The 26,681-nt window shown below is 69.0% G+C and carries 23 protein-coding genes; 18 read left to right on the plus strand and 5 right to left on the minus strand.

Features of this window, described 5'->3' with window-relative positions:
- Nucleotides 1-14: 14 nt before the first annotated feature.
- From G3T37_RS06120 to G3T37_RS06130, 3 genes are all read right to left on the minus strand, one after another.
- Entirely contained in the window at nt 15-902 is an 888-nt protein-coding gene (locus G3T37_RS06120) for a sugar ABC transporter permease (RefSeq protein WP_163472632.1), read from the minus strand.
- A complete protein-coding gene (locus G3T37_RS06125) occupies nt 902-2,503 on the minus strand; it encodes an ABC transporter permease subunit (protein ID WP_338401199.1) in 1,602 nt (533 codons plus the stop codon). The genes G3T37_RS06120 and G3T37_RS06125 overlap by 1 nt, the downstream gene beginning before the upstream one ends.
- Nucleotides 2,504-2,584: 81 nt before the next feature.
- Complete coding sequence (locus G3T37_RS06130; protein WP_163472633.1) at nt 2,585-3,835, minus strand: sugar ABC transporter substrate-binding protein; 1,251 nt, start codon at nt 3,833-3,835, stop codon at nt 2,585-2,587.
- A gap of 218 nt (nt 3,836-4,053) precedes the next feature.
- Between G3T37_RS06130 and G3T37_RS06135 the strand changes: the two genes are divergently transcribed.
- On the plus strand, nt 4,054-5,778 hold the full coding sequence (locus tag G3T37_RS06135) for a glycoside hydrolase family 13 protein (protein WP_163472634.1): 1,725 nt from the start codon (nt 4,054-4,056) through the stop codon (nt 5,776-5,778).
- Nucleotides 5,779-5,848: 70 nt separating this feature from the next.
- Nucleotides 5,849-6,859 carry a substrate-binding domain-containing protein gene (locus G3T37_RS06140; RefSeq protein WP_163472635.1) on the plus strand — a complete coding sequence of 337 codons (1,011 nt, stop codon included), beginning with the start codon at nt 5,849-5,851 and terminating at the stop codon, nt 6,857-6,859.
- 25 nt (nt 6,860-6,884) lie between these two features.
- Here G3T37_RS06140 and G3T37_RS06145 read toward each other — a convergent pair whose 3' ends face one another.
- The gene (locus G3T37_RS06145) at nt 6,885-7,928 is read right to left on the minus strand and encodes an NAD(P)-dependent alcohol dehydrogenase (protein WP_163472636.1); all 1,044 of its coding nucleotides are present in this window, start codon (nt 7,926-7,928) and stop codon (nt 6,885-6,887) included.
- 294 nt (nt 7,929-8,222) lie between these two features.
- Between G3T37_RS06145 and G3T37_RS06150 the strand changes: the two genes are divergently transcribed.
- The 6 genes from G3T37_RS06150 to G3T37_RS06175 all read left to right on the plus strand — a co-directional run bounded on the left by G3T37_RS06150 (nt 8,223) and on the right by G3T37_RS06175 (nt 14,412).
- Complete coding sequence (locus G3T37_RS06150; protein ID WP_163472637.1) at nt 8,223-8,843, plus strand: gluconokinase; 621 nt, start codon at nt 8,223-8,225, stop codon at nt 8,841-8,843.
- Entirely contained in the window at nt 8,791-9,711 is a 921-nt protein-coding gene (locus tag G3T37_RS06155; protein ID WP_163472638.1) for an SMP-30/gluconolactonase/LRE family protein, read from the plus strand. The genes G3T37_RS06150 and G3T37_RS06155 overlap by 53 nt, the downstream gene beginning before the upstream one ends.
- Nucleotides 9,708-10,487: an IclR family transcriptional regulator domain-containing protein gene (locus tag G3T37_RS06160; protein ID WP_163472639.1), complete on the plus strand. Its 780-nt coding sequence runs from the start codon at nt 9,708-9,710 to the stop codon at nt 10,485-10,487. The genes G3T37_RS06155 and G3T37_RS06160 overlap by 4 nt, the downstream gene beginning before the upstream one ends.
- A 4-nt stretch (nt 10,488-10,491) precedes the next feature.
- Nucleotides 10,492-12,009: a sugar ABC transporter ATP-binding protein gene (locus G3T37_RS06165; RefSeq protein ID WP_163472640.1), complete on the plus strand. Its 1,518-nt coding sequence runs from the start codon at nt 10,492-10,494 to the stop codon at nt 12,007-12,009.
- Nucleotides 12,006-13,160 carry an ABC transporter permease gene (locus G3T37_RS06170; protein WP_206673800.1) on the plus strand — a complete coding sequence of 385 codons (1,155 nt, stop codon included), beginning with the start codon at nt 12,006-12,008 and terminating at the stop codon, nt 13,158-13,160. The genes G3T37_RS06165 and G3T37_RS06170 overlap by 4 nt, the downstream gene beginning before the upstream one ends.
- Nucleotides 13,161-13,236: 76 nt before the next feature.
- Nucleotides 13,237-14,412 (plus strand): ABC transporter substrate-binding protein, encoded by a 1,176-nt coding sequence (locus G3T37_RS06175; RefSeq protein WP_163472641.1) that lies wholly within the window; start codon nt 13,237-13,239, stop codon nt 14,410-14,412.
- A gap of 45 nt (nt 14,413-14,457) precedes the next feature.
- Here the strand turns inward: G3T37_RS06175 and G3T37_RS06180 are convergent, their stop codons facing one another.
- The gene (locus tag G3T37_RS06180; protein ID WP_163472642.1) at nt 14,458-15,390 is read right to left on the minus strand and encodes an NAD(P)-dependent oxidoreductase; all 933 of its coding nucleotides are present in this window, start codon (nt 15,388-15,390) and stop codon (nt 14,458-14,460) included.
- 116 nt (nt 15,391-15,506) lie between these two features.
- On the opposite strand from G3T37_RS06180, the gene G3T37_RS06185 reads away from it, so the two are divergent.
- The 10 genes from G3T37_RS06185 (at nt 15,507) to G3T37_RS06230 (ending at nt 26,647) form a co-directional block, all read left to right on the plus strand.
- Entirely contained in the window at nt 15,507-16,568 is a 1,062-nt protein-coding gene (locus G3T37_RS06185) for a D-2-hydroxyacid dehydrogenase (RefSeq protein WP_338401201.1), read from the plus strand.
- Between the two features lie 50 nt (nt 16,569-16,618).
- On the plus strand, nt 16,619-17,410 hold the full coding sequence (locus G3T37_RS06190) for an IclR family transcriptional regulator (protein WP_338401202.1): 792 nt from the start codon (nt 16,619-16,621) through the stop codon (nt 17,408-17,410).
- Nucleotides 17,411-17,524: 114 nt separating this feature from the next.
- The gene (locus tag G3T37_RS06195) at nt 17,525-18,310 is read left to right on the plus strand and encodes an SDR family oxidoreductase (RefSeq protein ID WP_163472644.1); all 786 of its coding nucleotides are present in this window, start codon (nt 17,525-17,527) and stop codon (nt 18,308-18,310) included.
- 19 nt (nt 18,311-18,329) lie between these two features.
- Nucleotides 18,330-19,373: a zinc-binding dehydrogenase gene (locus tag G3T37_RS06200; RefSeq protein WP_163472645.1), complete on the plus strand. Its 1,044-nt coding sequence runs from the start codon at nt 18,330-18,332 to the stop codon at nt 19,371-19,373.
- Entirely contained in the window at nt 19,373-20,110 is a 738-nt protein-coding gene (locus G3T37_RS06205) for a fumarylacetoacetate hydrolase family protein (RefSeq protein WP_163472646.1), read from the plus strand. The genes G3T37_RS06200 and G3T37_RS06205 overlap by 1 nt, the downstream gene beginning before the upstream one ends.
- Nucleotides 20,111-20,273: 163 nt before the next feature.
- Nucleotides 20,274-22,385: an alpha-galactosidase gene (locus tag G3T37_RS06210; RefSeq protein WP_163472647.1), complete on the plus strand. Its 2,112-nt coding sequence runs from the start codon at nt 20,274-20,276 to the stop codon at nt 22,383-22,385.
- Nucleotides 22,386-22,437: 52 nt separating this feature from the next.
- Nucleotides 22,438-23,751: an extracellular solute-binding protein gene (locus G3T37_RS06215; protein ID WP_163472648.1), complete on the plus strand. Its 1,314-nt coding sequence runs from the start codon at nt 22,438-22,440 to the stop codon at nt 23,749-23,751.
- Nucleotides 23,752-23,824: 73 nt separating this feature from the next.
- Nucleotides 23,825-24,754 (plus strand): carbohydrate ABC transporter permease, encoded by a 930-nt coding sequence (locus G3T37_RS06220; RefSeq protein ID WP_241732266.1) that lies wholly within the window; start codon nt 23,825-23,827, stop codon nt 24,752-24,754.
- Complete coding sequence (locus G3T37_RS06225; RefSeq protein WP_163472649.1) at nt 24,751-25,599, plus strand: ABC transporter permease subunit; 849 nt, start codon at nt 24,751-24,753, stop codon at nt 25,597-25,599. The genes G3T37_RS06220 and G3T37_RS06225 overlap by 4 nt, the downstream gene beginning before the upstream one ends.
- 28 nt (nt 25,600-25,627) lie before the next feature.
- Nucleotides 25,628-26,647 carry a LacI family DNA-binding transcriptional regulator gene (locus tag G3T37_RS06230; RefSeq protein WP_163472650.1) on the plus strand — a complete coding sequence of 340 codons (1,020 nt, stop codon included), beginning with the start codon at nt 25,628-25,630 and terminating at the stop codon, nt 26,645-26,647.
- Nucleotides 26,648-26,681 lie beyond the last annotated feature (34 nt).

The following is a 26,681-nucleotide window of genomic DNA, read 5'->3' on the forward strand; positions in this document are numbered from 1 at the left end:
GAGCCCGACCCGGGTTACTTGACGGCGCCGGCCGTCAGACCGCTGATGACGTACTTCTGCAGGTACAGGAACAGCGCCATCGGCGGGATCGCGGCCATGACGGCTCCCGCCGAGAACAGCGTCCAGTTCGCGCTCGTCGCCTGGCTGATGAACGAGTACAGGCCCACGGCGAGCGTCTGCCGCGTCGGGTCGGTGAGCACCACGCTCGCCACCACGTACTCGCTCGTCGAGGAGATGAACGAGAGCAGACCGACGACCGCGAGGATCGGGCCGACGAGCGGCAGGATGATCGTGAAGAAGGTGCGCGCGTGCCCGGCCCCGTCGATCTTCGCGGCCTCATCGAGCGAGGCCGGAACCGTGTTGAAGAAGCCGTACATGAGGTAGGTGTTCACCCCGAGCGCCCCGCCGAGGTAGACGAGGATGAGCCCGATCTGCGTGTTGAGTCCGATCGCCGGGAAGATGTTGGAGATCGCGTTCAGCAGCAGGAAGATGGCGACGACGGCGAGCAGCTGCGGGAACATCTGCACGAGCAGCAGCGTGAGCAGCCCGACCCGCCGTCCGGCGAAGCGCATCCGCGAGAAGGCGTAGGCCGCGAGCGCTCCGAGGAACACGGTGCTCGCGCCCGTCACGAGCCCGATCACGAGGGTGTTGAGGAACCAGGCGACGAACGGCTGCTGCGGCAGGTTGAACAGCAGGTTCACGTAGTTGCTGAAGTCCACCTTCGAGAAGAGGGTGTTCGAGCCGAGCAGCGTGCCGTTGGGGTTGAGCGACGACGACAGCACGTAGACGAGAGGGAACGCGCAGAACACCGCGAAGACGATTCCGATGACGTGACGCCATCCGGTCGCCGCGAACCACTTGCGGAGCCGGAAGCGCGGGCGGCGGGCGGGAAGCTGTGACATCAGTTGATCTCCTCGAGTGCTCGCGTGCGCCGGAAGCCGATGACTGAGACGGTCGCGACCACGATGAAGATGAGGATCGCGAAGGCGCTCGCGAGCCCGTAGTTGCGTCCGCTGGCCGTCGCGAAGGCCACCTTGTAGACGAGGGTGATCAGGATGTCCGTCGAGCCCACGTTGATCGATGCGTTCACGTCGGTCGGTCCGCCTCCCGTCAGCAGGTAGATCACGTTGAAGTTGTTGAAGTTGAACGCGAAGGTGGAGATGAGCAGCGGCGCGAGCGACACCATGAGCAGCGGCAGCTTGATCTGCCGGAAGGTCGCCCAGGCGCGTGCGCCGTCCATCTTGGCGGCCTCCACCACCTCCTCGGGGATGGACTGCAGCGCCCCCGTGCACACCAGGAACATGTACGGGAACCCGAGCCAGGTGTTGACGATGAGGATCGACACCTTGGCGAGGGTGGGGTCGGTGAGCCACGGCACGGTGGCGCCGCCGAGCAGCACCTGATTGATGAAGCCGAACTGCGGGTTCATGAGACCGGCCCAGACGAGTGCCGACAGGAAGCCGGGGAACGCGTAGGGGAGGATCATGATGACCCGGTAGATCTTCTTGCCGCGCATCCTCGGGTCGTTGAAGACGACGGCGAGGAAGAGCCCCACCGCGAAGGTGAGGAACACCGAGAGGAACGCGAAGGCGAAGGTCCAGACGATGGTGCTCAGCAGCGGTCCGCGGATCGACTGGTCGCCGAAGGCCTGCGCGAAGTTCTTGAACCCCACGACGACCGTCCAGCCCGGGCTCAGCTTCTTGCCGTCGCTCGAGGCGTACTCGCCGTTGCCGTCATCGCGGTAGACCGCGCCGGAGGAGGAGTCGGTGAAGGTGTCGGCCTTCGCGTCGTAGGAGAGGTTCGACTTGTAGAGGAACCCGGTGGAGCCGTCGGCGGTGCGGATCGCGCCGTCGTTCGGGTTGGCACTGATCGGCACGACGAGCGCGGCGACCTGGGTCTGCTTGGTGAGCAGGTCCTGGAAGCTGAGGGTGGTGTAGCCGGGAGCGCTGACCGCCTTCCCGCCGGACAGCTGCGCGTCGGTGATGGTGTGGAGCGGGTTCTTCGGGTCGCCGACCTGCACCGTGCCGCTCGGCGTCGTGGTGAGCAGGCCCAGCCCGTTCGGGCCCTGCACGACGGTGACCGCGTAGGTGGGCGAGTCGGGCACCCGGCTGAGCGAGTTGGCGACGATGCCGGTGATCGCGTCGGCCTTCGTGCCGTTGTGGCCGTCGCCGAAGTTGGTGAAGGCGATGTACGCGGAGTACCCGACGACGAAGACCTGGAAGATGAGGAGGAAGACGAGTCCCGGGGCGAGGTACTTGCCGGGGAGCATCCTCTTGGAGAAGTAGATGACGTTGATCGCGATGAGCCCGATGAGCGCGAGCGCGAAGACCAGATAGCTGCCGCCCATGAGCAGCACGAAGAGGGCGTAGAGGACGACGGCGTCGAGGACACCGAGCGAGGCGATCTTGATCAGGATGACCGAGAGCGAGGGGGTCGGGCGCAGCACGGTGCGTCGCGGTCGTTCGGTGGGCGGCTCGGGCGGGGCTTCTGGTGCGATGGTCACGACACTCCTCTGTGCGTGGGCGGGGATGAGGGATGAGCGGGGGCGGGAGGCTCGTTCGGCCTCCCGCCCCCGCACCGGCTGTCAGCCCTTGGCGATGGCAGCCTTGATCGAGCCGACCATCGTGGTCCACGCGGTAGCCGGGTTGGCCGCCTTTCCCGCGATGATCGCGCCCTCGGTGTTGCCCCAGTCAGCCCACACGGAGTTCATGGCCGGGATGTTCGGCAGCGGTGCACCGTTGGCGCTCACCGCGCCGAACGCCGTCACGTCCTTGTCGGAGGAGACCGACTGGAACGCCGACAGGAGCGCGGGCGCCCGCTGACCGGTCTTGTAGAACGCCACCTGCGCGGCTTCGGACCCCATGTACTCGACTGCGAACTTGTTCGCGAGGAGGCTGTTCTTCGAGTACTTGTTGACGAAGAACGCCTGCACGCCCACGAAGGGCTGCGAGGGCTGGCCACCGGCCGACGGAATCTTGACGACGCTGTACGCGATCTTCGCGGCCTGGATCTTGGGAAGGCTCCAGGGGCCGGTGATGATGTACGGCGTCTGTCCGCTGGTGAAGGCGTTGAGCGCGATGTCGTAGGTGTAGTTGGGGTTCAGCACGCCCGACTTGCCCCACGCAGCGAGCTGCGCCGCCCACTTGGTGCCCTGCGCGTTGCCGAGCTGCAGGTCGGTCGAGTCGTAGCCACCGGCCGAGCTCGTACCGAACACGGGCACGCCGAAGGAGGTCTCCAGCGGGTACAGGTGATACGGGTCGGAGGCGCCGTTGGTGCCGGACTGCACGACGAACGGGTACTTCACCTTGCCCGCCGCCTTGAGCTTGTTGCCCGCGGCGAGGAGCTGGTCGAAGGTGTCGTGCGTCGTGGGGTCGAGCGCGGTGTTCTGGATGAGCGCGACGCTCTCAAGCGAGACCGGCATGCCGTAGGTCTTGCCGTTGTAGGTGACGGCGTCGATGCCGACTTTGGCGTAGTCGGACTCGTTGGGGATGGTGATCGGCGCGATGACGCCGTTCTGCACCAGGTTGCCGGTGCCGTCGTTGGCGGTGACGAAGACATCCGGTCCGTTGCCCGTGGGCGCCTGCTGGATGAAGTCGCTGACGATCTTGGCGCCGTCCTTCTGGATCAGCTTGACCGTGACGTTGTTCGCCTTCTCAAAGGTGGCGACGACGGTCTTGAGGGCGGCGATGTGCGTGTCATCGGCCCAGACGGTGATCGTCGACCCGGCCGCGGCCGGCGAGCTGGGGGAGGAGCTGGTGCCCGAGCATCCCGCGAGGGCGAGGGCGGCCACTGTGGCGACCGCTGCTGTGACACCGATTCTTCGGCGAGGACTCATGTGGAGGAGAACCTTTCGTGTGTACCGGCATTCCGGCACGCCTGCGTTCCCGCCCCGCGTACCGAGAGGCCGTTCTCTCGGTTGTGCCTGCTGAGTGTGCAAGCGTTTGCATTGTGCGTCGATCGAGCTTCGAAACGCAAGGGGGACGGGCGTCACTTTGCGATAACGGATTCTCTTGATATTGAGACGATCGGCGACGACCCAGCCGAGATTTCGTCATGGCCGAAGAGGCATGCAAGCGCTTTCGCGGTGGGCCCGCGACGCCGTATGGTGTGCCTGTGCTCCCTGACTCCACCGCCTCCGGTCCCGTCGCCACCACCGCCGAGTGGTGGCGCACCGCGGTGATCTACCAGATCTACCCTCGCTCGTTCGCGGACGGCGACGGCGACGGCATCGGCGACCTCGGCGGAATCGCCGCCCGCCTGCCCGCGGTGGCGGAGCTGGGGGTCGACGCCATCTGGCTCTCGCCCTTCTACGTCTCGCCGCAGACCGACGGCGGCTACGACGTCACCGACTACTGCGACGTCGACCCGCTGTTCGGCACGCTCGCCGATTTCGACCGGGTGCTGGCCGTGGCGCACGGGCTCGGCCTGCGCGTGATCATCGACCTGGTTCCGAACCACTCTTCGGCCCAGCATCCCTGGTTTCAGGAGGCCCTCGCCTCGCCGCCCGGCTCTGCGGCGCGCGCCCGCTACCTCTTCCGCGACGGGACGGGGCCCGGGGGTGACCTGCCCCCGAACAACTGGAGGTCCGGCTTCGGAGGCCCGGCCTGGACGCGCGTGATCGAGGCGGACGGGAATCCCGGTCAGTGGTATCTGCACATCTTCGACAGCACCCAGCCCGACTTCGACTGGCGCAATCCCGAGGTGCGCGCGTTCTTCGAGGGGGTGCTGCGGTTCTGGCTCGACCGCGGAGTCGACGGGTTCCGGGTGGATGTCGCGCACGGGCTCATTAAGGCCGAGGGCCTGCCCGACGCCCCGCCGAAGCCCGCCGACGCGCAGGGTGACGTGGGGCCGTTCTGGGGTCAGCCCGAGGTGCACGACATATACCGGGAGTGGCATGCACTGCTCGCGGAGTACGACGGTGATCGCGCACTGTGCGCAGAGGCGTGGATCCTCCCCGCCGCGAAACTCGCGCTGTGGGTGCGGCCGGATGAGATGCAGCAGGCGTTCAACTTCCAGTACCTCAGCGCCCCGTGGTCGGCGCCCGAGCTGCGCGAGGTCATCGACGAATCGCTCGCCGGCTTCGACAGCGTGGGAGCTCCGAGCACCTGGGTGCTGTCGAATCACGACGTCGTGCGGCACGCGACCCGATTCGGCCTCGGGCGGGAGCACCCCGAGGGGCAGAGCGTGGGACCCCTCACCCCGAGCCAGCCCGACGCCGCACTGGGGCTTCGGCGTGCGCGCGCGGCGACCGCGCTGATGCTCGCCCTTCCCGGCAGCAGCTACCTCTTTCAGGGTGAGGAGCTCGGCCTGCCCGAGGTGATCCACCTGCCGGACGAGGCTCGGCAGGACCCGGTGTTCCTCACGACCGGCGGGGAGCGCTATGGCCGCGACGGCTGCCGGGTGCCCATCCCCTGGGAGGCGGACGCGCCCGCCTACGGCTTCAACGAGACCGGCGCGAGCTGGTTGCCGCAACCGGAGGAGTGGGCGCGGTTCGCCCGATCCGCCCAGCGCGGGGTCGCGGGCTCGACCCTCGAGCTCTATCGCTCGGCGCTCGCGCTGCGCCGCGAATACGGGCTGGGCTCCGGCGACCTGCTGTGGTTCGCGCAGTACGTGGACGATGCGCTCGAGTTCACCAACGGGCCGGTCGCGGTCATGGCGAATCTGGGGCGCTCTCCGCTGCCGTTGCCGCGGGGGACGGTGATCCTGTCGACGGCCGAGCTGACCGGACGCACCCTGCCGCCGGACGCGACCGCGTGGGTGCTGCTCGGTGACCACTGAGGTGGGCGAGGACCGTGGCGCGCGGGGGAGAGGCTGACCGCTACCATCAGCGTGACTGTGAGGAGCAGGAGTGACAGGGATTCACGAGGTGGCGACGCGGGCCGGTGTGTCTACGGCGACCGTCTCGCGCGTGCTCAGCGGTCGCGGCACGGTGGCGCCGGCCACGCGTGAGCGGGTGCAGCTCGCGGTCGCCGAGCTGGGCTACGTCGTCTCCTCCAACGCGTCGAGCCTCGCCACCGGCCGCACCCGCAACGTCGGGGTGGTGGTGCCGTTCCTCGATCGCTGGTACTTCACTTCCGTGGTCGAGGGCGCGCAGGCCGCGCTGCAGCGGCACGGTTTCGACCTCACCCTGTACAACCTGCGCGGGGGCGGGCGCGCGGGCGTGTTCGACCACTTCCTGCATCGCAAGCGGGTGGATGCGGTGGTCGCCATCGCCCTCGAACTCAGCACCGGCGAGATCCAGCGGCTCCTCGACATGAACAAGCCGATCGTGGGCGTGGGCGGTCCCCTGCCCGGTGTCCGCACCCTCAGCATCGACGACATCGAGGTCGGGCGGCTGGCCACCGAGCACCTGTTGTCCCTGGGGCACCGCGCGATCGGACACATCGGCGGCGACCCCGAATCGGAGACCGACTTCCACGTGCCGAGCTACCGGCGCACCGGGTACCAGCTGGCACTCGAGGCGGCGGGCGTGCCCATCGACCCCGCCCTCGATCTGAATGCCGACTTCACCATCCAGGGCGGTTACGCCGCCGCGCGGCGCCTGCTCTCCACGCCGGTGCGTCCGTCCGCCATCTTCGCGGCCTCCGACGAGATGGCGATCGGCGCCATTCTGGCCGCGCGGGATCTCGGCCTGCGGCTGCCCGACGAACTGGCCGTGATCGGGGTCGACGATCATCCGCTCGCCGCGTTCTTCGGCTTAAGCACGGTGGCGCAGCACCCCGCCGAGCAGGGCGCGCAGGCGGTCGAGATCCTCATCGAGGAGCTGCTCCGCACCGGCGACGAGCCGAGCGCCTTCGACACGCCCATCGAGTTCCGGCTGATCGTGCGCGAGAGCACCGCGCGCCTGCCCTCGCTCTGAGGCGAAGACAGGCGCGCGGGGTCGATCAGGCGAGCGTCGCGATGTCGATCACGAAGCGGTAGCGCACGTCAGAGCGCAGCACGCGCTCGTAGGCCTCGTTGATCTGCTCGCCCGCGATGACCTCGACCTCGGAGGCGATGCCGTGCTCGGCGCAGAAATCGAGCATCTCCTGCGTCTCTCGGATGCTGCCGATGCCCGACCCCGCGAAGGAGCGGCGTGCACCGAACAGGCTGAACACCTGCACCGGCAGCGGCTCGGCGGGGGCGCCGACGCTCACCAGCGTGCCGTTGAGGCGGAGCAGGGAGAGGTACGCGTTGATGTCGATGACCGCGCTGACCGTGTTGATGATCAGGTCGAAGGTGTTCGCCAGCTCGGTGAAGGTCGCCGCATCGCTGGTCGCGTAGTAGTGGTCGGCGCCGAGCCGGAGTCCGTCATCCTTCTTGGAGAGCGTCTGCGAGAGCACGGTGACCTCGGCGCCCATCGCGTGGGCGATCTTGACGGCCATGTGGCCGAGGCCGCCCATGCCGACGACCGCGACCCGCTTGCCGGGCCCGGCGTTCCAGTGCGCGAGCGGCGAATAGGTGGTGATGCCGGCGCAGAGCAGCGGCGCGGCGGCCTCGAACGGGATCGCCTCGGGGATCCGCAGCACGAAGTCCTCGACGACGACGATGTGGGTGGAGTAGCCGCCCTGAGTGATCGTGCCGTCACGGTCGACGCTCGCGTAGGTGCCGGTGTTGCCGTTCAGGCAGTATTGCTCTTCGCCCGCGAGGCAGTTCTCGCACTCGCGACAGGAGTTCACCATGCAGCCGACGCCGACCCGGTCGCCCACCCTGTGGAGGGTGACCTCGGAGCCGACGGCGGTGACGGTGCCGGCGATCTCGTGGCCGACGACCTGCGGGTAGCTGATCGGCCCCCACTCGCCGCGGACGGTGTGGATGTCGGAGTGGCAGATGCCCGCGTAGGCGATCTCGATGAGCACGTCTTTCGGGCCGACCTCGCGACGCTCGATGGTGGTCTTGACGAGGGGATCGGTGGCGGAGGGTGCGGCGTAGGCAGTCACGGTAGTCATGACTCCACCGTAGGAGATGCCGCCTGAGCGTAAGGAGGGCGGGACAGTACGCCCCTCGGCGGGAATATTCTCGGGGTGCGGGTGCGCAGTGGCATCCGCACCCCGATGGGCGTCAGTGCCGACGAAAGCACGCCCGTGTCGACGGCTACTTCGTGTTCGCCCCCGGCGGCCCAAGAATAGGGATGCCCGTCCGCCGGTGCGAGCGATTCATCCAGCCCGCTGAACCGCAGCGCTCCGACCCGCCCCACGCCGGGTCGACGCGTTGATACTGTCCCTCTCGAGAGAGAGGCACCGATGACGCAGCAGCTTCCGCCCCTGGTCGTGATGGGGGTCTCCGGTGCGGGGAAGTCGACGGTCGGCGCGGAGCTCGCGCGCCGTGCGGGCCTCGTGTTCCTCGACGGGGACGACCTGCATCCTCCGCGTAATGTGGCCCGGATGGCGGCGGGTCACCCGCTGAGCGATGACGACCGGTGGCCCTGGCTGGAGGCGGTCGGCGCGCAGCTCGCGGCCGGCCGCGCAGGCGTGATCGCGTGCTCCGCGCTCCGTCGCGCGTATCGCGATCGCATTCGCGCGCTCGCGCCTGATGCCTATTTCGTGCACCTCGATGGCGGGCACGAGCTCATCGCGTCGCGCCTCGAGGCCCGCGACCACGCCTTCATGCCGGCCTCCCTGCTCTCCTCCCAATTCGAGACGCTGGAGCCACTGCAGGACGACGAGGCGGGCCTCGTCGTCGCCCTGGAAACGCGCCCCGAAACCATGGGGCAGACCGGGTCTGCGAACGCGGTTCCAAATTTCGAACGGATCGTTGCGTTCATCATGCGGAACGTGGTTAAGTCAGGTGAACAGCCAAGGGAGGTTGACGATGGATGCGCAGACGGCGCCGCTGAGCGGCCTCGAGGGGCTCGTTCCCTCTGACGCCCGTCTCGATCTCCTCGCCTCCGGAGCCACCTGGTCTGAGGGTCCCGTCTGGATTCCCCGCCGCGGCGTCGTGCAGTGGAGCGATATCCCCGGCAATCGGATTCTCGAGGCGGACGGCGTGACCGGGCGTCTCTCCGTCTACCGGAGCAACGTCGAGTTCACGAACGGCCGCACCCTGGCGGACGACGGCTCGGTCATCCAGTGCTCGCACGGCCGCCGCGCCATCGAGCGCGACGTCGACGGCGAGGTCACCGTCCTGGTCGACCACTGGAACGGCGCCCGATTCAATTCCCCCAACGACGTGGTCGTCGCGCGCGACGGGTCGATCTGGTTCACCGATCCGCCCTACGGGATCATTCAGCCGCACGAGGGACACCCGGGCGAGCGGGAGTACGGGGCGAACTACGTGTTCCGCTTCGATCCGGCCACCGCCGTCGTCACCCCGGTGGTGGTCGACGTCGAAGAGCCCAACGGTCTCGCCTTCTCTCCTGACGAGTCGATCCTCTACGTGTCGGACACCTCCGTCGCGCTTCGCACCGACGGGAGTGGCAACCACCACATCGTGGCCTACGACGTCGTCGAGGGATCCTGCGTGGGCGGCCGGGTCTTCGCGGTGATCGAGCCCGGTGTCTCCGACGGCTTCCGGGTGGACGAGCGCGGCAATGTGTGGACCTCCAGTGAGGACTCCGTGCAGGTGTACCGCGCCGACGGGGTGCTTCTCGGGCGCATCCCGGTGCCGGAGCGCGTCGCCAATCTGTGTTTCGGTGGCGTGGGCGGCCATACCCTCTTCATCGCGGCGACGACGAGCATCTACCGGATCGAAACGCTCGTGCGCGACGCGCGCGGCGTCGGGTCGCTGTCGTGACCGCCGTGCTGCCGTCCATCCCCGGCGCCCGCGACACGCCCGCCCCGGCCGCGTTCCGCGCGGTGCAGGTGCTGGAATACCTCGGCTCGCGCACCGAACCGGCAACGCTCACGGAAGTCGCGCTCGCACTCGGCATCGCGAAATCCTCCGCATCGAATCTGGTGAGCACGCTCGAGGTCGCCCGCATGGTCCGGCGAGCGGGCCACGGCTGGGTGCTGGGCTACAAGGTGCTCGAGCTCGGCCAGTCGATGCTCGCGTCCACGACACTCGTCGCCGAGTTCCGGCGCATCACGAACGCGCTGCCGACCCTGCAGAACGACACGGCCCTGCTCGCGGCTCTCGACGGCATGGAGGTCATCTATCTCGCCCGCCACGATGGCCGACAGCCGATCCGTCTCGCGAGCGACATCGGCCGCCGGATGCCCGCGTCGGTGACGGCGCTGGGCAAGGCGATGCTGGCGAGCCTGACGCCCGAGGATCTCGACCGTCGCCTGGCCGACGTCACGGTTCTTCCCCGCCCGACCAAGCGCGCGCACCGCACCACCGTCGAACTGCGTCGAGACCTCGCGCAGGTCAGGGAACGCGGCTACGCGATCGACGACGAGCAGAACACGATCGGCGTCACCTGCTTCGCCGTGCCCGTCGTCGCGACCGGGCAGCCCATCGCGGTCTCCACCACACTCCTCACACAGCGGGTGCGCCCCGAACTGCGAGGGCGCCTCATCGCCGACCTCACCTCCCTCGCCCGTCAACTCGCGACCTTTGCGAACGGATAGCCCCATGGACACCACCCCCCAGCCCATTCCGCTCCTCCAGGTCAGCGCCCTCTCGAAGTCCTTCTTCGCGACGCGCGCGGCGGAGGACGTCACCTTCTCGGTGAACCAGGGCGAGATCGTCTCGCTGCTCGGCGAGAACGGCGCCGGCAAGTCGACGGTCATCAAAATGCTCGCGGGCGTCTATCGGCCCGATAGCGGCGAGATGAAGCTGTCGGGCGCCGACCTCGATGCCTCGGGGGTGCGCAAGCAGATCTCGATCATCCACCAGAATCTGGGCCTCATCGAGTGGATGACCGTGGCCGAGAACATCGCCCAGGTGCTCGGCTACCCACGCCGACTCGGCTTCATCGACCAGCGCGCCATGAACCGTCGCGCGGCCGAGGTGCTCGAGCTCGTCGGCGGCGGAATCGACCCGCAGGCCCGCGTCTTCGACCTTCCGCGCACCGAGCGCAGCCTGCTCGCGATCGCCCGCGGACTCGTCACCAACCCCAAGCTGCTCGTGCTGGATGAGCCGACCGCGTCGCTGCCCGCCGCAGACGTCGAGCGGCTGTTCGCCGTGCTGCGGAGGCTGCGCGATTCGGGCGTCGGCATGATCTACGTCTCGCATCGACTCGACGAGATCTACGAGATCTCCAGTCGCACCGTCGTGATGCGCAACGGGCACGTGGTCGCGGAGCGCCCCGTCGCGGGCCTCAGCCACGCGGAACTCGTCGAGCTCATCGTGGGGCGGCACACTCAGGCCACCGTCTTCGACTCGCCCGAGGAGGGCGTGCGCCTCGAACTGCGGGATGTGGCCGTCGACGGCGCGGGCCCGGTGACCCTGACGCTCCATCGCGGCGAGGTGGTCGCGCTCTGCGGCCTGCGCGGTGCGGGGCAGGAGCCTATCGGCCGGGCGGTCGCTGGCGCTGTTCCGATCCGTTCGGGATCGCTGCGACTCGACGGAGACGACTTCGTTCCGCGCAATCCCTCCGTCGCGGTGGGGCGCGGGATCGGCTTCGCGACGTCGAACCGGGAGGCCGAGGCGGTCGCGCCCGGAATGTCGGTGCGCGAGAACCTGTTCCTCAATCCCGCCGTCTGGGGCAGGCGGGCGTTTCAGTTCCGCACGGGCAAGGCCGAACGCGCCGCGGCCGCCGAGTACGTCCGTGCCTTCGGGGTTCGACCCGCGGATCCCGAACTGCCGCTCGACACCTTCTCGGGAGGGAACCAGCAGAAGGTCATCCTGGCCCGTTGGTTCGGGGTCGGTCGGAAGGTCGTCGTTCTCGAGGAGCCGACCATGGGCGTCGACGTGGGAGCGAAGGCCGACATCTACGGACTCCTGCGCGATGCCGCCCGACTGGGCACCGCGGCGCTCGTCGTCTCCACCGACATGGAGGAGGTGTCGAAGATCGCCCACCGGGCCATTGTGTTCGGCCGCGGCGTCGTCGTCGCCGAGCTGAGCGGCGCAGACCTCACCATCGCGAATCTCGTCGCCGCCGCCTCCGATCTCCAGCGCACCACCGACACAGAAAAGAGCGTCGCATGAGCATGAACACGTCCCTCAAATCGACGGCGCTGGAGCCGCCGAAGGGCGCGCCCTGGTACCGCAAGCTGTTCACGGTGTACGGCATGGTCGTGCTGACTGCACTGCTGTTCGTCATCTTCGCGATCGCGGCCCCCGGCACCTTCGCCACCCTGCTCAACTTCCAGCTGCTCGCCTCGAGCAAGTCGGTCCTGCTGATCCTCGCGCTCGCCGTCACGCTGCCGATGGTCGCCGGCAAGATCGACCTCTCGATCGGATACGGGGTGGGGCTCTGGCAGGTCATGGCGCTGCTGTGGCAGCTGCAGGGGCTCGACTATCGGCTGGTCATCCTCATGTGCCTCGCCGGAGGCGCGGTGGTCGGCCTCGTGAACGCGCTGCTGATCGAACTCGCGCAGGTCGACGCCTTCATCGCGACCCTCGCGACCGCGCAGGTGATCTACGCGATCACGTATTGGACGACGGGCGGTCGTCAGGTCACCGACAACACCGGGATGCGCGCCTCGGCGTTCGACGCGCTCGCGACCTGGACCCTCGGGCCCATTCCCGGCGTCTTCATCATCGCTCTCGTCGTCGCCGCCGTGATCTGGGTGATCCTGGAGTTCCTGCCGATGGGACGGTACCTCTACGCGGTGGGGGCCAACCCCAAGGCGGCGGAGCTCACCGGAGTGCATCGCCGACGCTACATCGTCGGCGCGATGGTGGCGTCCGGGGTGCTGACCGCCGTGGCGGGCATCCTCCTCTCCTCGCGGCAGGCCGGCGTGGCGCAGGCCAACATCGGGCCCGAGTACCTTCTCCCCGCGCTCGCTGCGGCGTTCCTCGGCTCGACCACGATCAAGCCCGGTCGCGTCAACGCGCTCGGAACCGTGCTGGGCGTGCTCATCGCGACGATCGGTATCTCGGGCCTCGAGCAGTTGCTCCCCGGGCAGTTCTTCCTCGAGCCGCTGTTCAACGGCTTGACCCTCGTCGCGGCGATCACGATCGCCTCGCTCGCAAGCCGCCGTCGGCTGGGGCGTGCGGATGCCCCCACGACGGCACCACCACAGGATTCTGGGGCGGCTCACGCCCCAGAGGGCACGGGGACTGCAGCCCCGGTGTCTACCACTGCCGACGCGCGACCGGCCGCGTCGGCATCGGGGGAGACCCCGACTCAGTAACACCACGAGTACCACCCGCATGTGCCCCACGGCGCCGGCACCGACGCCGTCGCCCCCACCAAGAGAAGGAATTCACATGATCAGCAGGAAGACCCGCACGAGAGCGCTGGCCATCGCAGCCCTCCCGGCCGCGGTCGCCGTCATCCTCACCGGCTGCGCGAGCGGTTCGGTCGGTGGCGGTACGACCGCGAGCCCGTCCGCGTCGTCGAACGCGTACGCGTCCATCATCCCCAGCGGCGACATCGTGGCCGCCTCGAAGAAGCTCGTCTCCGACAGCCTCTCCGCGAGCGCCGGATTCACGCCCAAGTCGACCGGGCCCACCGCCCAGAAGCCGGGTGCGACGATCGCCTATGTCGGCAGCGACCTCACCAACGGCGGCGTGAACACCGTCGCCGAGGGGGTCAAGGAGGCCGCCGCCGTCATCGGGTGGAAGGTCAACGTCTACGACGGCAAGGCCACCGCGCAGGGACGAACGGATGCCCTGAACCAGGCCATCGCATCCAAGCCGGCCGCGATCGTGCTCGGCGGCTTCGACCCGACCGAGCAGGCCGCGACCATCAAGACGGCCAACGACGCCAAGATCCCCGTCGTGGGATGGCACGCGGGCGTCGCCGCGGGCCCTGGGAACGGGCTGTTCGCCAACGTCTCGACCGACCCGCTCGCCGTGTCGCAGCTCGCCGCCGCCTACGCGGTCGCGGACTCGAACGGGAAGGCGGGAGTCGCCATCTTCACCGACGGGCAGTACCAGATCGCCGTCGAGAAGGCCAAGGCGATGGAGGCCTACATCCAGGCCTGCTCCGGCTGCAAGGTGCTGAGCTATCAGGACTCGCCGATCGCCGAAGCCGACCAGCGCATGCCCGGCATCATCTCGAACCTGCTCCAGAAGAACGGCAGCAGCCTCACCTACCTGCTCGCGATCAACGGCAACTACTTCGGTGGTGCACAGCAGGCGCTCCGTGCGGCTGGCAAGGACCCCGCCGGTCCGCCGAAGTCGGTCGCCGCGGGTGATGGCGACTCCGCCGAATTCCAGCGGATCCGATCGGTCGACTATCAGGCGGCCACCGTCGCCGAGCCGCTGACCATGGAGGGCTGGGAGATCGTCGATGAGGTGAACCGCGCTCTCGCGGGTCAGCAGTGGTCGGGCTTCGTTCCCGCTCCCGGTCTGATCACCAAGCAGAACGTGCCCAGTGGTGACGTCTTCGATCCCGCCAGCGGGTACCGCGACGTCTACAAGAAGGTCTGGGGCAAGTAGGCCGAGGGGCGGGGAAGGCCACCGTGGCCTTCCCCGCCTGACGTCCTAGCCCTCACCTTCACCCGACAGCGACTCGACCCAGGCACGCGTGACCGCGATGTCCTGGTCGCCGAAGCCCGCCGCGGTGAGCGACTCGAACGAGGCCTTCAGGGTCTCGAGCTGGTGCGCCACCGTTCCCGACTTGCGGGCCTCGTCCATGGCGAAGCCCAGATCCTTGACCATGTACCGTGCAGCCCCGGAAGGGCGGTAATCCTTGTTCACGAAACGCGATCGCCGCGTCTCCAGCACCCGGCTTCCCGCGTACCCGCCCGAGAGCAGCTCGAGCAGTGCCCCGACATCGAGCCCGCTTCGCTCCGCGATGACGCAGGCCTCGCCCCAGGCGAGCACGGTCGCGGCGACGATCATCTGGTTGCACGCCTTGGCGACCTCGCCCGCGCCCAGCGGGCCCAGCAGCACGGGGTTGCCGACTGCCGCGAGCACGGGCCGCGCGACCTCGAAGTCTGCCGGGGAGCCGCCGACCATGACCGAGAGCGTTCCGGCGATCGCGCCGTCCTCGCCGCCGCTGACCGGGGTGTCGAGCACGGTGACCAGTCCCGCGGTCTTCTCGCTGAGACGAGCGCCGACTTCGCGCACGCCGTCGGGCGACGATGTCGACCCGATGCACAGGATGACCGGCCCCTCGACCCCCGCGAGAAGACCGTCCGGCCCCGCGAGCACCGACTCCAGCTGCGGCAGATCGGGGAGCATGAGCAGGATGACGTCGGATGCGGCGGCCACCTCGCGGGAGCTCGCCGCCCACCGCGCCCCGGAATCGAGCAACTCGGCCACGCTCTCGCGGCGTCGGGCCGTGATCGTGAGCCCCGCATCCTGCACCCCCTCGGCGCGGAGGATGTTGCGGGCCATGGGCGCGCCCATGACGCCGAGACCGATGAATCCGACCCGTGGGAAGGCGCTCTGGCGCCCCGTTACGCTCACCATGAGCACAGCATAACGAACGGCGTTCAGCGCAATGGATGATCCCGGAGCGCTGTTCGACCCCTCGAACACACCGCCCATCCACCCCGTCGAGACGACGAACGCCGAAAGCCGAGACTGTGACCGAAACACCCACCTCCACACTGAGGGCGGTCGTCGCGACCCCCCTGAGCGAAGACCTCTGCCGGCTCATCGAGGAACGTGAACCGCGGGTGCGACTCGTTCGCGACCAGACGCTTCTTCCCCCCATGCGCTGGCCCGGTGACCACGGCGGGGATCCCGCGTTCACCCGCACCCCCGAACAGCAGACCGCCTTCGACGCTCTCGTCGACTCGGCGGAGGTGCTGTACGGGATTCCGGACGAGTCGCCCCTCGCGCTCGCGCGCACCGTCGCCGCCAACCCTGGACTCCGCTGGGTGCAGACGATGGCGGCCGGTGGCGGCACACAGGTGAAGCTCGCCGGACTGGCCGGGTCGGATCTCGAGCGGCTCGTCGTGACGACCTCCGCGGGGGTCCACGCGCGGTCACTCGCCGAGTTCGCGGTGTTCGGTGTGCTCGCCGGAGCGAAGAGTCTTCCGCGCCTCAGCGCCTTCAAGGAATCGAACCAGTGGACCGGCCGCTGGACCATGGGCCAGGTGAGCGAGCAGACCGTGCTCGTGGTGGGGCTCGGCAGCATCGGCCGCGAGACCGCCCGGCTGCTGTACGCACTCGGCGCACGAGTGTGGGGCACGAGCCGGAGCGAGAGCGCCGTGGAGGGGGTGGAGCGGATCATCCACCCCGACGACCTCGCCGACGTCATCGGGGCTGCGGACGCGGTCGTCGTGACCCTGCCGGGCACGGATGCGACGGAGCGACTGGTCAGCGCCCGGGTGCTGGGCCGGACGAAGCGCGGCGCGACCCTCGTGAGCGTGGGCCGGGGCACCGTGATCGACGAGGACGCCCTCATCGAGGTGCTCCGTGACGGGCACCTCGGCTTCGCGGCCCTCGACGTCTTCGCCGTCGAGCCGCTCTCGCCGGACAGCGAGCTCTGGACGCTTCCCAATGTCGTGCTGAGCCCCCACACCGCGGCCCTCACCGACGCCGAGGATCGCCTCATCGCCGAGCTCTTCGCGGAGAACGCGACCCGGCTGCTGGACGGGCGGGAGATGATCAACATCATCAACAAGCGGGAGTTCTACTGAGCGAGGAGTACTCCGCTAGGCTCCTGACAAATAGCTGAGGAGACGCCGACGTGGCCGCAGAAGACACCGCCGATCGGGGCACCGCCCCCGCCGTGACGCGTGCTGTCGCCATCCTCGGCCTGCTCGCCGACGCCCACGGCGCCCCCATGAGCCTCAGCGAGATCGCCCGTGCGCTCGGGATCGCCAAGTCCTCCACGTCCAACCTCTGCGTCGCGCTCGAGGAGGGCGGAATGGTGCAGCGGAGTGATCAGGGCTACACCCTCGGGCGGCGCACCGTGGAACTGGGAGGAGCATTTCTGCGCTCCTTCGATCAGGTGCGCGAGTTCTACAAGATCTGCTCCGAGTCGCCGGTGCTCAGCCACGAGCTGCTCCAGATCGCCGTGCTCGACGGCGTCGACGTGCTCTATCTCGCCCGGCACGAGGGCCGAGCGCCGCTTCGCCTCTCGGCGACGATCGGTGACCGCTTCCCGGCCGCGCTCACCGCGATCGGGAACGCCCTGCTCGCCAACCTCGACCCCGCGGAGGTCGCCGAGCGGTACCACGGGGTCAGCGAGTGGCCCCGACTGACCGAGAAGTCGGTTCAGACCTTCGAGGGGCTGGAGGCCAAGCTCGCGGCCACGCGGGAGCGCGGCTACAGCCTCGACGAGGGTGAGGTGTTCCCGAGCGTCATCGGCGTCGCGATGCTCATCCCGCCGCGTTCGAGCGGCGACGTGCCGATGGCGATGGGGGCCTCGATGTTCCGCTCGGCGGACTCGCCGAAGCACCGCGAGCGCGTGATCGTCGCGCTGCGCGCCGCCGTCGCCCGCCTGGGGAACCCGATGATCGTGACCGACGCCGACTGACGAGTTCAGCCGGCTGTTCATTCTGTTGAACTGTGTTCAGCAGAATGCTACTCTGGCGACGACGGAGGACGAGGCGCCACCCAGCCCTCGCCGTCGGAGCGTAAAGGAGCGCGCATGTCCGCCAGCGCCGACAGTGCACGACTGTTCGACATCGCGGGGAAGACCGCGCTCGTCACCGGATCGAGCCGCGGGATCGGGCGCGCGCTGGCGGAGGGGCTGGCCGCCGCGGGAGCACGGGTGGTCATCCATGGGCGCGACGCGGCCGTCGCGCGGGAGACCGCGGCCGACCTCGCCGGCCGTCACGACTCCGAGGTGCACGTCGCGAACTTCGACGTCACGGACGCCGAAGAGGTAGGGGCGGGCGTCGCCGGGATCGAGCGCGATTTCGGCGCGATCGACATCCTCGTCAACAACGCGGGCATCCAGCGGCGCGCGCCGTTCCTCGACTTCACGGTGGCCGATTGGAACGACATCATCGCCACCAACCTCACGAGCGCGTTCCTGGTCGGGCAGGCCGTGGCCCGCGGAATGGCCCGGCGCGGTCGTGGCAAGATCGTGAACATCGGCTCCGTGCAGAGCAGCCTCGGCCGCCCCGGCATCGCGCCCTACGCGGCGAGCAAGGGCGGAATCGTCATGCTGACGCGGGGCATGTGCGCCGATCTCGCGGGGTCGGGCATCCAGGTCAACGCGCTCGCCCCGGGCTACTTCGCGACCGAGCTGACGAAGGCGCTCGTCGATGACGAACAGTTCAGCGCCTGGGTGCGCGGCCGCACCCCGGCCGGGCGCTGGGGCGCCGTCGAAGACCTCGTCGGCACCCTCCGGTATCTCGTCGCGCCCGCCTCCGACTTCGTCAACGGGCAGATCATCTACGTCGACGGCGGCATGACCGCGGTCGTGTGAATCCAGTGAAAGGCACCCCATGAAGGCACTCGTCGCGCACGGCGCCGGCGACCTCCGCATCGAGGACCGCGAGGCGCGGGAACCCGGCTCCGGCGAGGTTCTGATCAGGATGACCCACGGCGGCATCTGCGGATCCGACCTGCACTACTACAAGGAGGGCCGCGTCGGCGCCTTCGCGATCACCGAACCCCTCGTGCTCGGGCACGAGGTCGCCGGTCGCGTCGAGCGGGACGGCCGCGCGAGTGATGATCCGAACGCCCTGCCGGTCGGAACCCCCGTCACCCTGCACCCCGCGAGCTACGACCGGCAGAACCCCGAGTTCGACCCCGCCCGCCCCACCATCAGTCCCGGTGCGCGGTACCTGGGCAGCGCCGCCACCACTCCGCACACGCAAGGCGGCTTCTCGGAGTTCGTCACGGCCCGGACCGACCAGGTGCGCGTCCTCCCGGAGGGCCTGCCGCTCAGCCGGGGAGTGCTCGCCGAGCCGCTCGGGGTGGGGCTGCACGCCATCGCCCGCGCGGGCGGGGTCGACGGCAGGCGCGTCCTCATCAGCGGCTCGGGGCCGATCGGTCTTCTCGCTCTGCGGGCCGCCGTCCTCGCCGGTGCGACGGAGGTGTGGGCGTCCGACGTTCTCGAACGTCCGCTCGCTCTTGCCCGTCAGCTCGGCGCCGCGGGAACCGTCGCGCTCCGCAGCGAGCAGGTCCCGACCCGGGCCTTCGACGTGGTCATCGAGGCCGCCGGGGTTCCGGCCGCCACCTCGACCGCCATCCGTGCCGTGCGGAGCGGTGGGGTCGTCGTGCAGGTGGGAATGGTGCCCGGCACCCCCGAGCCCTACGCGCTCGCCGAGTTGGTCAGCCGCGAGATCGACCTGCGCGGCGCGTTCCGCTTCGACACCGAGATCGACACCGCCATCGAGATGCTCGCCCGCGACCCCCTGTTCGACCTCGTGGTCACGCACAGCTTCGCGGCGGATGACGCGGTCGCGGCCTTCGCGGTCGCCGCGGACTCGGCCGTCTCGAGCAAGGTGGTCCTGCGCCTGTGGGGCGCCGAGGGCGAGGACTAGTGCGGGTCGGCCGGATCCAGACCGAGGACGGGCCGCGCGCGGTCATCCACGATGGCGTCTGGTGGCGCGCGGTCGACGACCCGTTCGCGCCGGCGCCCGTGTTCACCGGCGAACGCTACCCGGTCGAGGGAGCCCGCCTGCTAGCCCCCTGCCTCCCCACGGTGATCGTGGGGATCTCGCACAATCTGGGTGCGAACGATCATCCTCTGCCGATCCAGGCCTTCCTCAAATCGACCCGCACGCTCGCGGGGCCGGGCGATGAGGTGCCCTACCGGCGGGGCATCGGCACCGTCAACATGGAGGGCGAGCTCGCCCTCGTCATCGGGACGCGGTGTCGCGACCTCGCTCGCGAGACGGCGCTCGACGTCGTCTTCGGGTACACGATCGCCAACGACGTCACCAGTGCGGGCCAGGTCGAGGTCGACGAGAAGTTCACCCAGGTGAAGAACGGCATCAACTACACCCCCGTCGGCCCCTGGATCGAGACGAGCCTCGCCACTCCGGATGCCCGCGCCATCGTCATGCACGTGAACGGTGTCGACACGCTCGAGTCCTCCACCGCGCGCCTCCCGTCAGACCTCACCGACGTGCTCGTCTACGTGACGAGGTGGATGGAGCTCGGCCCCGGCGACCTCGTGCTGACCGGAGCGCCCGCCACCTCCGTCGCGGTGCAGCCCGGCGATGAGGTGGCCATCACGATCGACGGACTCGGGACCCTCGTCAACACCGTGGGGTGAGGGGGCGGGTCGCCGGCCCCGCCGATGCCTCGTCGCCCTGGCTCCCATTCCTTCACGCCCCTGCGTGATACCGATTTCAGAAAATCCTTGACGCGAGGTTTGATAGCGCTATCATAAAAACTGCGTCCCGCCGGGTCGTGCATTCCGCAATGGTGAGGACGTCGTGAGCGCAACAGTCTCGTGGGGCACAACCGCTCTCGAACTCGACCTGGTCTGGGCGGATGACCGTCCCGTCTCCCTCGGGGCGGCTCGCACCGCATCCCACGCCGTCGTCTTCGAGCGTGAGGTTCCGATCGTCGAGATCCTCACCGTCGACGGCGGGCACGTGTCGGCCAATCACCGGCTCATCCACACCGCCGTCGGCGCCGCGCTGCGATACGTGCACCACGACGCGTGGACGACGGCCGGGTGGGCTCACCTCGAGCTCACGATGGAGGCGCCGGAGCACGGCATCCGCGCGGTTCTGCGACTGAGCATGCCCGAGGGCGTCGCGGCGCTGCGCTCCACCGTGACGGTCACCGCGCTCCCCGCCGCGACGTCGGTCGGCCTGCTGTCGGTCGCCTCCTGGTCGGCATCGTTCGGGCATACCGGCCCCGCGCCGACCACGGGCGTCGAGGGCTGGTCCCTTCTCTCCGGGCGCAGCGACTGGCTCGGCGAGGGGCGCTGGTCGCTCACTCCGCTCCGTGGTCACCTCTTCCCGACCCTCGCCCAGGAGATCACGGGGCACAATCCGCGGGGATCGCACTCCGTCGTCTCCACCGGCACCTGGTCGTCGGGCACCTTCCACCCCGTGGCGGGCGTCGTCTCCGACAGCGAGTCGATCTGCTGGCTGTGGCAGGTCGAGCACAACGGCGCGTGGCGCTGGGAGATCGGCGAGAACACCGTCGAGGGCTTCGTCTCGCTCTCCGGGCCGACCGACCTCGACCACCAGTGGTTCGAGATGCTCGCACCGGGGGAGTCCTTCACCTCGGTGCCGGTCGCCATCGCGCTCGGCGGCGACGTCGACGCGGCGGTGGAGGTGCTGACCGCGTATCGTCGGGCAGCCCGTCGCGGTCATCCCGACAACGAGGCGATGCCGGTCGTCTTCAACGACTACATGAACACGCTGGGCGGCGACCCCACGAGCGCGAAACTGCTGCCCCTCATCGATGCGGCGGCCCGCACGGGCGCGGAGATCTTCTGCATCGACGCCGGGTGGTACGACGACGGCGGGGACTGGTGGGACAGCGTGGGCGAGTGGATGCCCTCGGCCAGCCGATTCCCCGAGGGTCTCGCCTCCGTCGTCCAGCACATTCGCGACCGCGGCATGACCCCGGGGCTGTGGCTGGAACCCGAGGTGGTCGGCACGCGGAGCCCCATGGCCGACCTCTTGCCGACCGCCGCCTTCCTACAGCGCGGCGGGAGGCGGATCGTCGAACACGACCGACTGCACCTCGACCTGCGCCACCCCGCCGCCCGGGCCCACCTCGACGCGGTCGTCGACCGGCTGGTCGCGGAGTTCGGCATCGGCTACTTCAAACTCGACTACAACATCAATCCGGGCGCGGGCACCGACGCGGGGCCGATGAGCGTGGGGGCCGGGCTGCTCGGCCACAACCGCGCCCACCTCGACTGGCTCGACGGTGTGCTCGACCGCCACCCCGACCTCGTGCTGGAGAACTGCAGCTCGGGCGCGATGCGCACCGACTTCGCGATGCTCGGCCGACTCCAGCTGCAATCGACCACCGACCAGCAGGATCCCCTCCGCTACCCGCCCATCGCCGCGACCGCGCCGCTCTCCATGCTGCCCGAGCAGGCCGCCAACTGGGCCTACCCGCAGCCCGCGATGACGCCCGAGGAGTCGGCGTTCACCCTCGCCACGGCGATGCTGGGTCGGTTCTACCTCTCCGGCCACGTCGACAGGATGACCGAGCCCCAGCTCGCCCTCGTGACAGAGGCCGTCGCCCGGCACAAGGCGCTGCGGCCGATCATCCGAACCGCCACGCCCTTCTGGCCCCTCGGCCTGCCCAGCTGGACCACCCCCTGGGTCGCGCTCGGGCTCGCCACCTCGACTTCCAGATTCGTCACGATCTGGAACAGGTCACCCGAGATGCGGGACGTGACCCTGCACCTTCCCGACCTGGCCGGCGCGGATGTCGTCATCCGCACCGTCTTCCCTGAGCAGCTGACCGAGTGGGGCACCACCTGGGACGCGGCGACGGGAGCCCTCACGGTGCGCAACCCCACGGGTGTGGTGTCTGCGCGCACGATCGAGCTCATTACGCGCGATCGGTGAGGCGTCCAGAGATCCTGCACCACCCTGACACCATCATTCAAGGAGCAATTCAATGAAGAACGCTTGGAAAGCCGCCACGGTACTCGCCGTCGCGACGGCGCTCGTCCTCACCGGATGCAGCGACCCCGGTACCTCCGGCACGAGCTCGGCGCCCGCCGCCTGGCCCGCCCAGAACACCAAACTCAAGGGCACCACCCTCACGATCTGGGCTGCCGCCAACTCCAACAAGACGCCCGCGTCGGTCATCGCCGGTTTCGAGAAGCTGACCGGGGCGACCGTGAAGGTCGTCACCATCCCCGACCCGTACGAACAGGGCGTGCAGACGAAGGTCGCCACGGGCGACAAGCCCGACCTCGCCTTCTGGCAGCCGACCGGTTCGGAGCTCACGGCACTGAACGCCAGCACCAACCTCCAGACCCTGGACGGCGCCCCGTGGCTGAGCTCCTACGCCGGGAACCTGAAGGACATCACGGGGCTGCTCGGCGGCAAGCGCTACGCCGCGCTCGTCACCACGCCCGCGGTCGAGGGCGTCTACTACAACAAGACGATCTTCGCGAAGGACGGGATCACCTCGACCCCGAAGAACTGGGACGAGTTCATCGCCGATGCCAAGAAGATCAAGGCGGCCGGCGACGTGCCGTTCTTCGAGATGGGCGGCGACCGCTGGGCGACGCAGTGGTGGGTGCAGGTGCAGCTCGCCGACGCGGCGAAGACGGGCCTGTGGGACCGCGTCAACTCCAACAAGGAGAAGTTCACCGACCCGACCATGCTGGGAGCGATCAAGAACTACCAGGGTCTGATCAAGGACGGCTACTTCAACTCCGACATCAAGACGGCGACCTTCATCGACCAGGGCAACGCGCTGCTGGGCGGCAAGGCGGCGATGGCGCTCCAGGTCAACTCGTTCTTCGGCGAACTGCAGGCCTCCTCCGACACCGCAACGCTCGACAAGACGATCGGGTTCTTCCCGATCTCCCCCTCGGGCAACGTCTCGACGTTCATCCCGGATCAGAGCAACGCGCTCGTCGCCTTCAAGACCGGCGACGCGCAGCGGGAGGCGGCAGCGCGCCAGTTCCTCGCCTACTGGCTCGGCGACGGCTACGCCGACTTCGTGAAGGCGCAGAACACGGTCTCGCTGGAGACCGGGGTCGCGACCCCGTCCACCGTGCCGTCCGCGCTCAAGGACGCGGCCGCCTCGCTCGGCGACTCGGTCGGCTCCATGCAGGCGCTCGCCGTCGCGAACCCCGATCTGTACATCAACCTCGCCGACATGATTCAGGGCACGAAGACGCCGGAGCAGGTCGCGCAGGTCACGCAGGATCAGTTCGCTCAGCTCGCCAAGGCCCAGGGCGTCGCGGGCTTCTAGGCTCGACTCGCATCCGGTGTCGGGCGGCGGACCATCCCCGCCGCCCGGCACCACCCCAGGAAAGGTTCCCCAGATGTCCAGCACCCCGACGATCGGCCGCGGCCCGGCCGGGCTCGGCGATCGGCGCCGGATGCTCCGCTCCAGCCGCGAACACCCCGCCTGGTTCCTCATCCCCGCGCTCGCGGTGCTCGTCGTCTTCTTCTTCGTGCCCACCGCGTTCAACTTCATCTACGCGTTCACCGACTGGTCGAGCTTCAAGAGCTCGATCGGCTTCGTCGGATTCGACAACATCGTGGCGCTCCTGGGCAACGGGAGCCTGCTCGGCGATCTGCGGATCACCCTCGTCTACGCGGTGCTGGTCGCGATCTTCCAGAACCTGTTCGGGCTCATCCTCGCCCTCGTCCTCGAACGCGACACCCGCATCAACCGGATCGCCCGCGTCGCGTTCTTCGTGCCTGTCGTCATGTCGGCGCTCGCCGTCGGCTACATCTTCCAGGCGCTGCTCAAGCCGACCGGGGCCCTCAACGGCATCATCGGCGCGGTGGTCGGGCATCCGGTGTCGATCGCGTGGCTGGGCAGCACGAGCTGGACGATCGTCGTCGTGGCGCTCATCCACGCCTGGAAGTGGATGGGGCTCTCGATGCTCATCTACCTCGCCGGGCTCAAGACCATCAGCGAGGACGTCGTCGAGGCGGCGCGTCTCGACGGCGCCGGGTGGTGGTCGTCATTCCGGCTCATCCGGTTCCCGCTCCTCGCTCCGGCGATCACCTTCAATGTGGCGACAGCCCTTCTGGGCTCGATGAACGGCTTCGACATCGTGCAGGCCACCACCCAGGGCGGGCCGGGCGGCACCACCGAGCTCCTCAACATCTTCATCTTCCGCACCTTCGGGCAGGGCCTCTTCGCCCAGGCCACCACGATGAGCCTGTCGCTGTTCCTGATGGTCGCGATACTCGCGTTCCCGGTCATCCGCTTCCTGCGCAAACGAGAGGACGTGCTGTGAGCAGCTCGAGCCCCACCGCGAGACTCCGCCGACCCCTGCGGACCGTGCAGCCGATCGTCGCCATCCTGCTGGTCGTCGGGCTCCTTGGCGTTCCGTTCTGGATGGTCGTCGTCACGGCGGGCAAGTCGCTGCGGCAGTCCCTCACCCCCGACCTCACCCTGCCCACTCACTGGCAGCTGTGGCAGAACATCGTCACCGTGCTCGACCAGGGGCGGATGCTGCCCGCGCTTCTGGGCAGCCTGCTGGTGATGGTGCCCTCGGTGGTCGGGGTGCTGCTCCTCGGTTCGATGGCGTCGTGGATCCTCGCTCGACGCCGCTCTCGGGCGATGGCGGCGGTGTACGCGCTCGCGATCAGCGGCATCGTCCTGCCACCCGCCGTCGTCACGATCGTGCTGCTGCTGCGCCAGATCGGACTCGCGGGCACACCGCTCGGGATGATCGGCGTCTACATGGGCATGTACATGTCGACCGTCATCTTCTTCGTGACCGGATTCGTGCGCACCATCCCGGTGGAGCTGGAGGAGGCCGCGCGCGTGGACGGTGCGGGGCCGGTGAAGGTGTTCTTCAGGATCATCCTGCCGCTGCTCGGGCCGACCCTCGCGACCGCGACGATCCTCATCTGCCTGTACATCTGGAACGACGTGTTCTACGCGCTCTTCGTCGTGGGCGGACGCCTCGACACGCTGCCCCTCAACCTCTATCAGGTGGCCAGCTCGGGCCTGTATCTGCAGAACTGGAACCTGATCTTCGCGTACATCATTCTCATGAGCCTCCCCCTCCTCATCACCTTCATGGTGATGCAGCGCAGGATCATCTCCGGCATCACCAGCGGCGCGGTGAAGTGAGGCGGGTTCCGCGTACTCTGGGAGCGTCATGAGCGTTGCGCGAGAGAACAAGCCGCCGGTCATCGCCGATGTCGCGAGACTCGCCGGTGTCTCGGTCCCGACGGTCTCGCGGGTGCTCACCGGCGCCGCAAAGGTCAGCCCCGAGAAGCAGAAGCGGGTGCAGGACGCGATCGCCGAACTGCACTTCAGGCCGAGTGCCGCCGCGCGCGCGCTCGTCTCCCGGCAGCCGCGCATCATCGCCGTGCTGGCGGGCAACACCTCGCGCTATGGATACGCCGAAACGATCCGCGGAATCGAGGAGAGCGCGCGGGCGGACGGCTACCTCGTCACCATCACCGTCGTCGAGTCGGCGGAGCACGACGATGTCGATACCGCGGTCTCCCTCGTGCTCGACCAGCCGATCGCCGGCATCATCGTTCTCAAGTTCGACCCGCCCGGGGTCGCGGCGCTTCACAAGATCCCGACGGATATCCCGACGGTCTCGATCTCCGGCGTGCGCGAGAACCTGGTGCCGCAGGCGGTGCTCGCCGAGGCCGACGCGGCGCGCGAGATGACCGACTACCTGCTCGACCTCGGGCACCGCACGGTCCACCACGTGCGCGTGCCGCCGTCGCGGCGCGAGGACGGACGAACGACCGGGTGGCGCGCGGCGCTGCTCGCGCGGGACGCGCCCGTGCCCGAGATCTCGGATGCCGGCTGGGACCCCGAGTCGGGGCGCGCGATCGGGCGCGAACTGGCCACACGGCCCGAGGTCACGGCGGTGTTCTGCGGCAATGACGAGATCGCGATGGGCGTCATCCGAGGACTCACCGAGGGCGGGCGCGCGGTGCCCGCCGACGTGAGCGTCGCAGGCTTCGACGATCATCCGCTCGCCGCCATGTGGTCGCCTCCACTCACGACCGTCCGGCAGGATTTCGCCGGCCTCGGCACCCGGGCGTATGGCCTGCTCACCAAGGTGGTCGCGCGGGAGACGGTGCGCAAATACTCCTCGGAGCGGCCGAGCCTCGTCGTGCGCGAGAGCACCGCGGCCCCGCGCGGGGATCGCTGAGGGCACCGCCCCGCGTCAGCTGCGCTCCTCGTCG

Source organism: Galbitalea soli (assembly GCF_010686725.1).
GTDB classification, from domain to species: domain Bacteria; phylum Actinomycetota; class Actinomycetes; order Actinomycetales; family Microbacteriaceae; genus Galbitalea; species Galbitalea soli.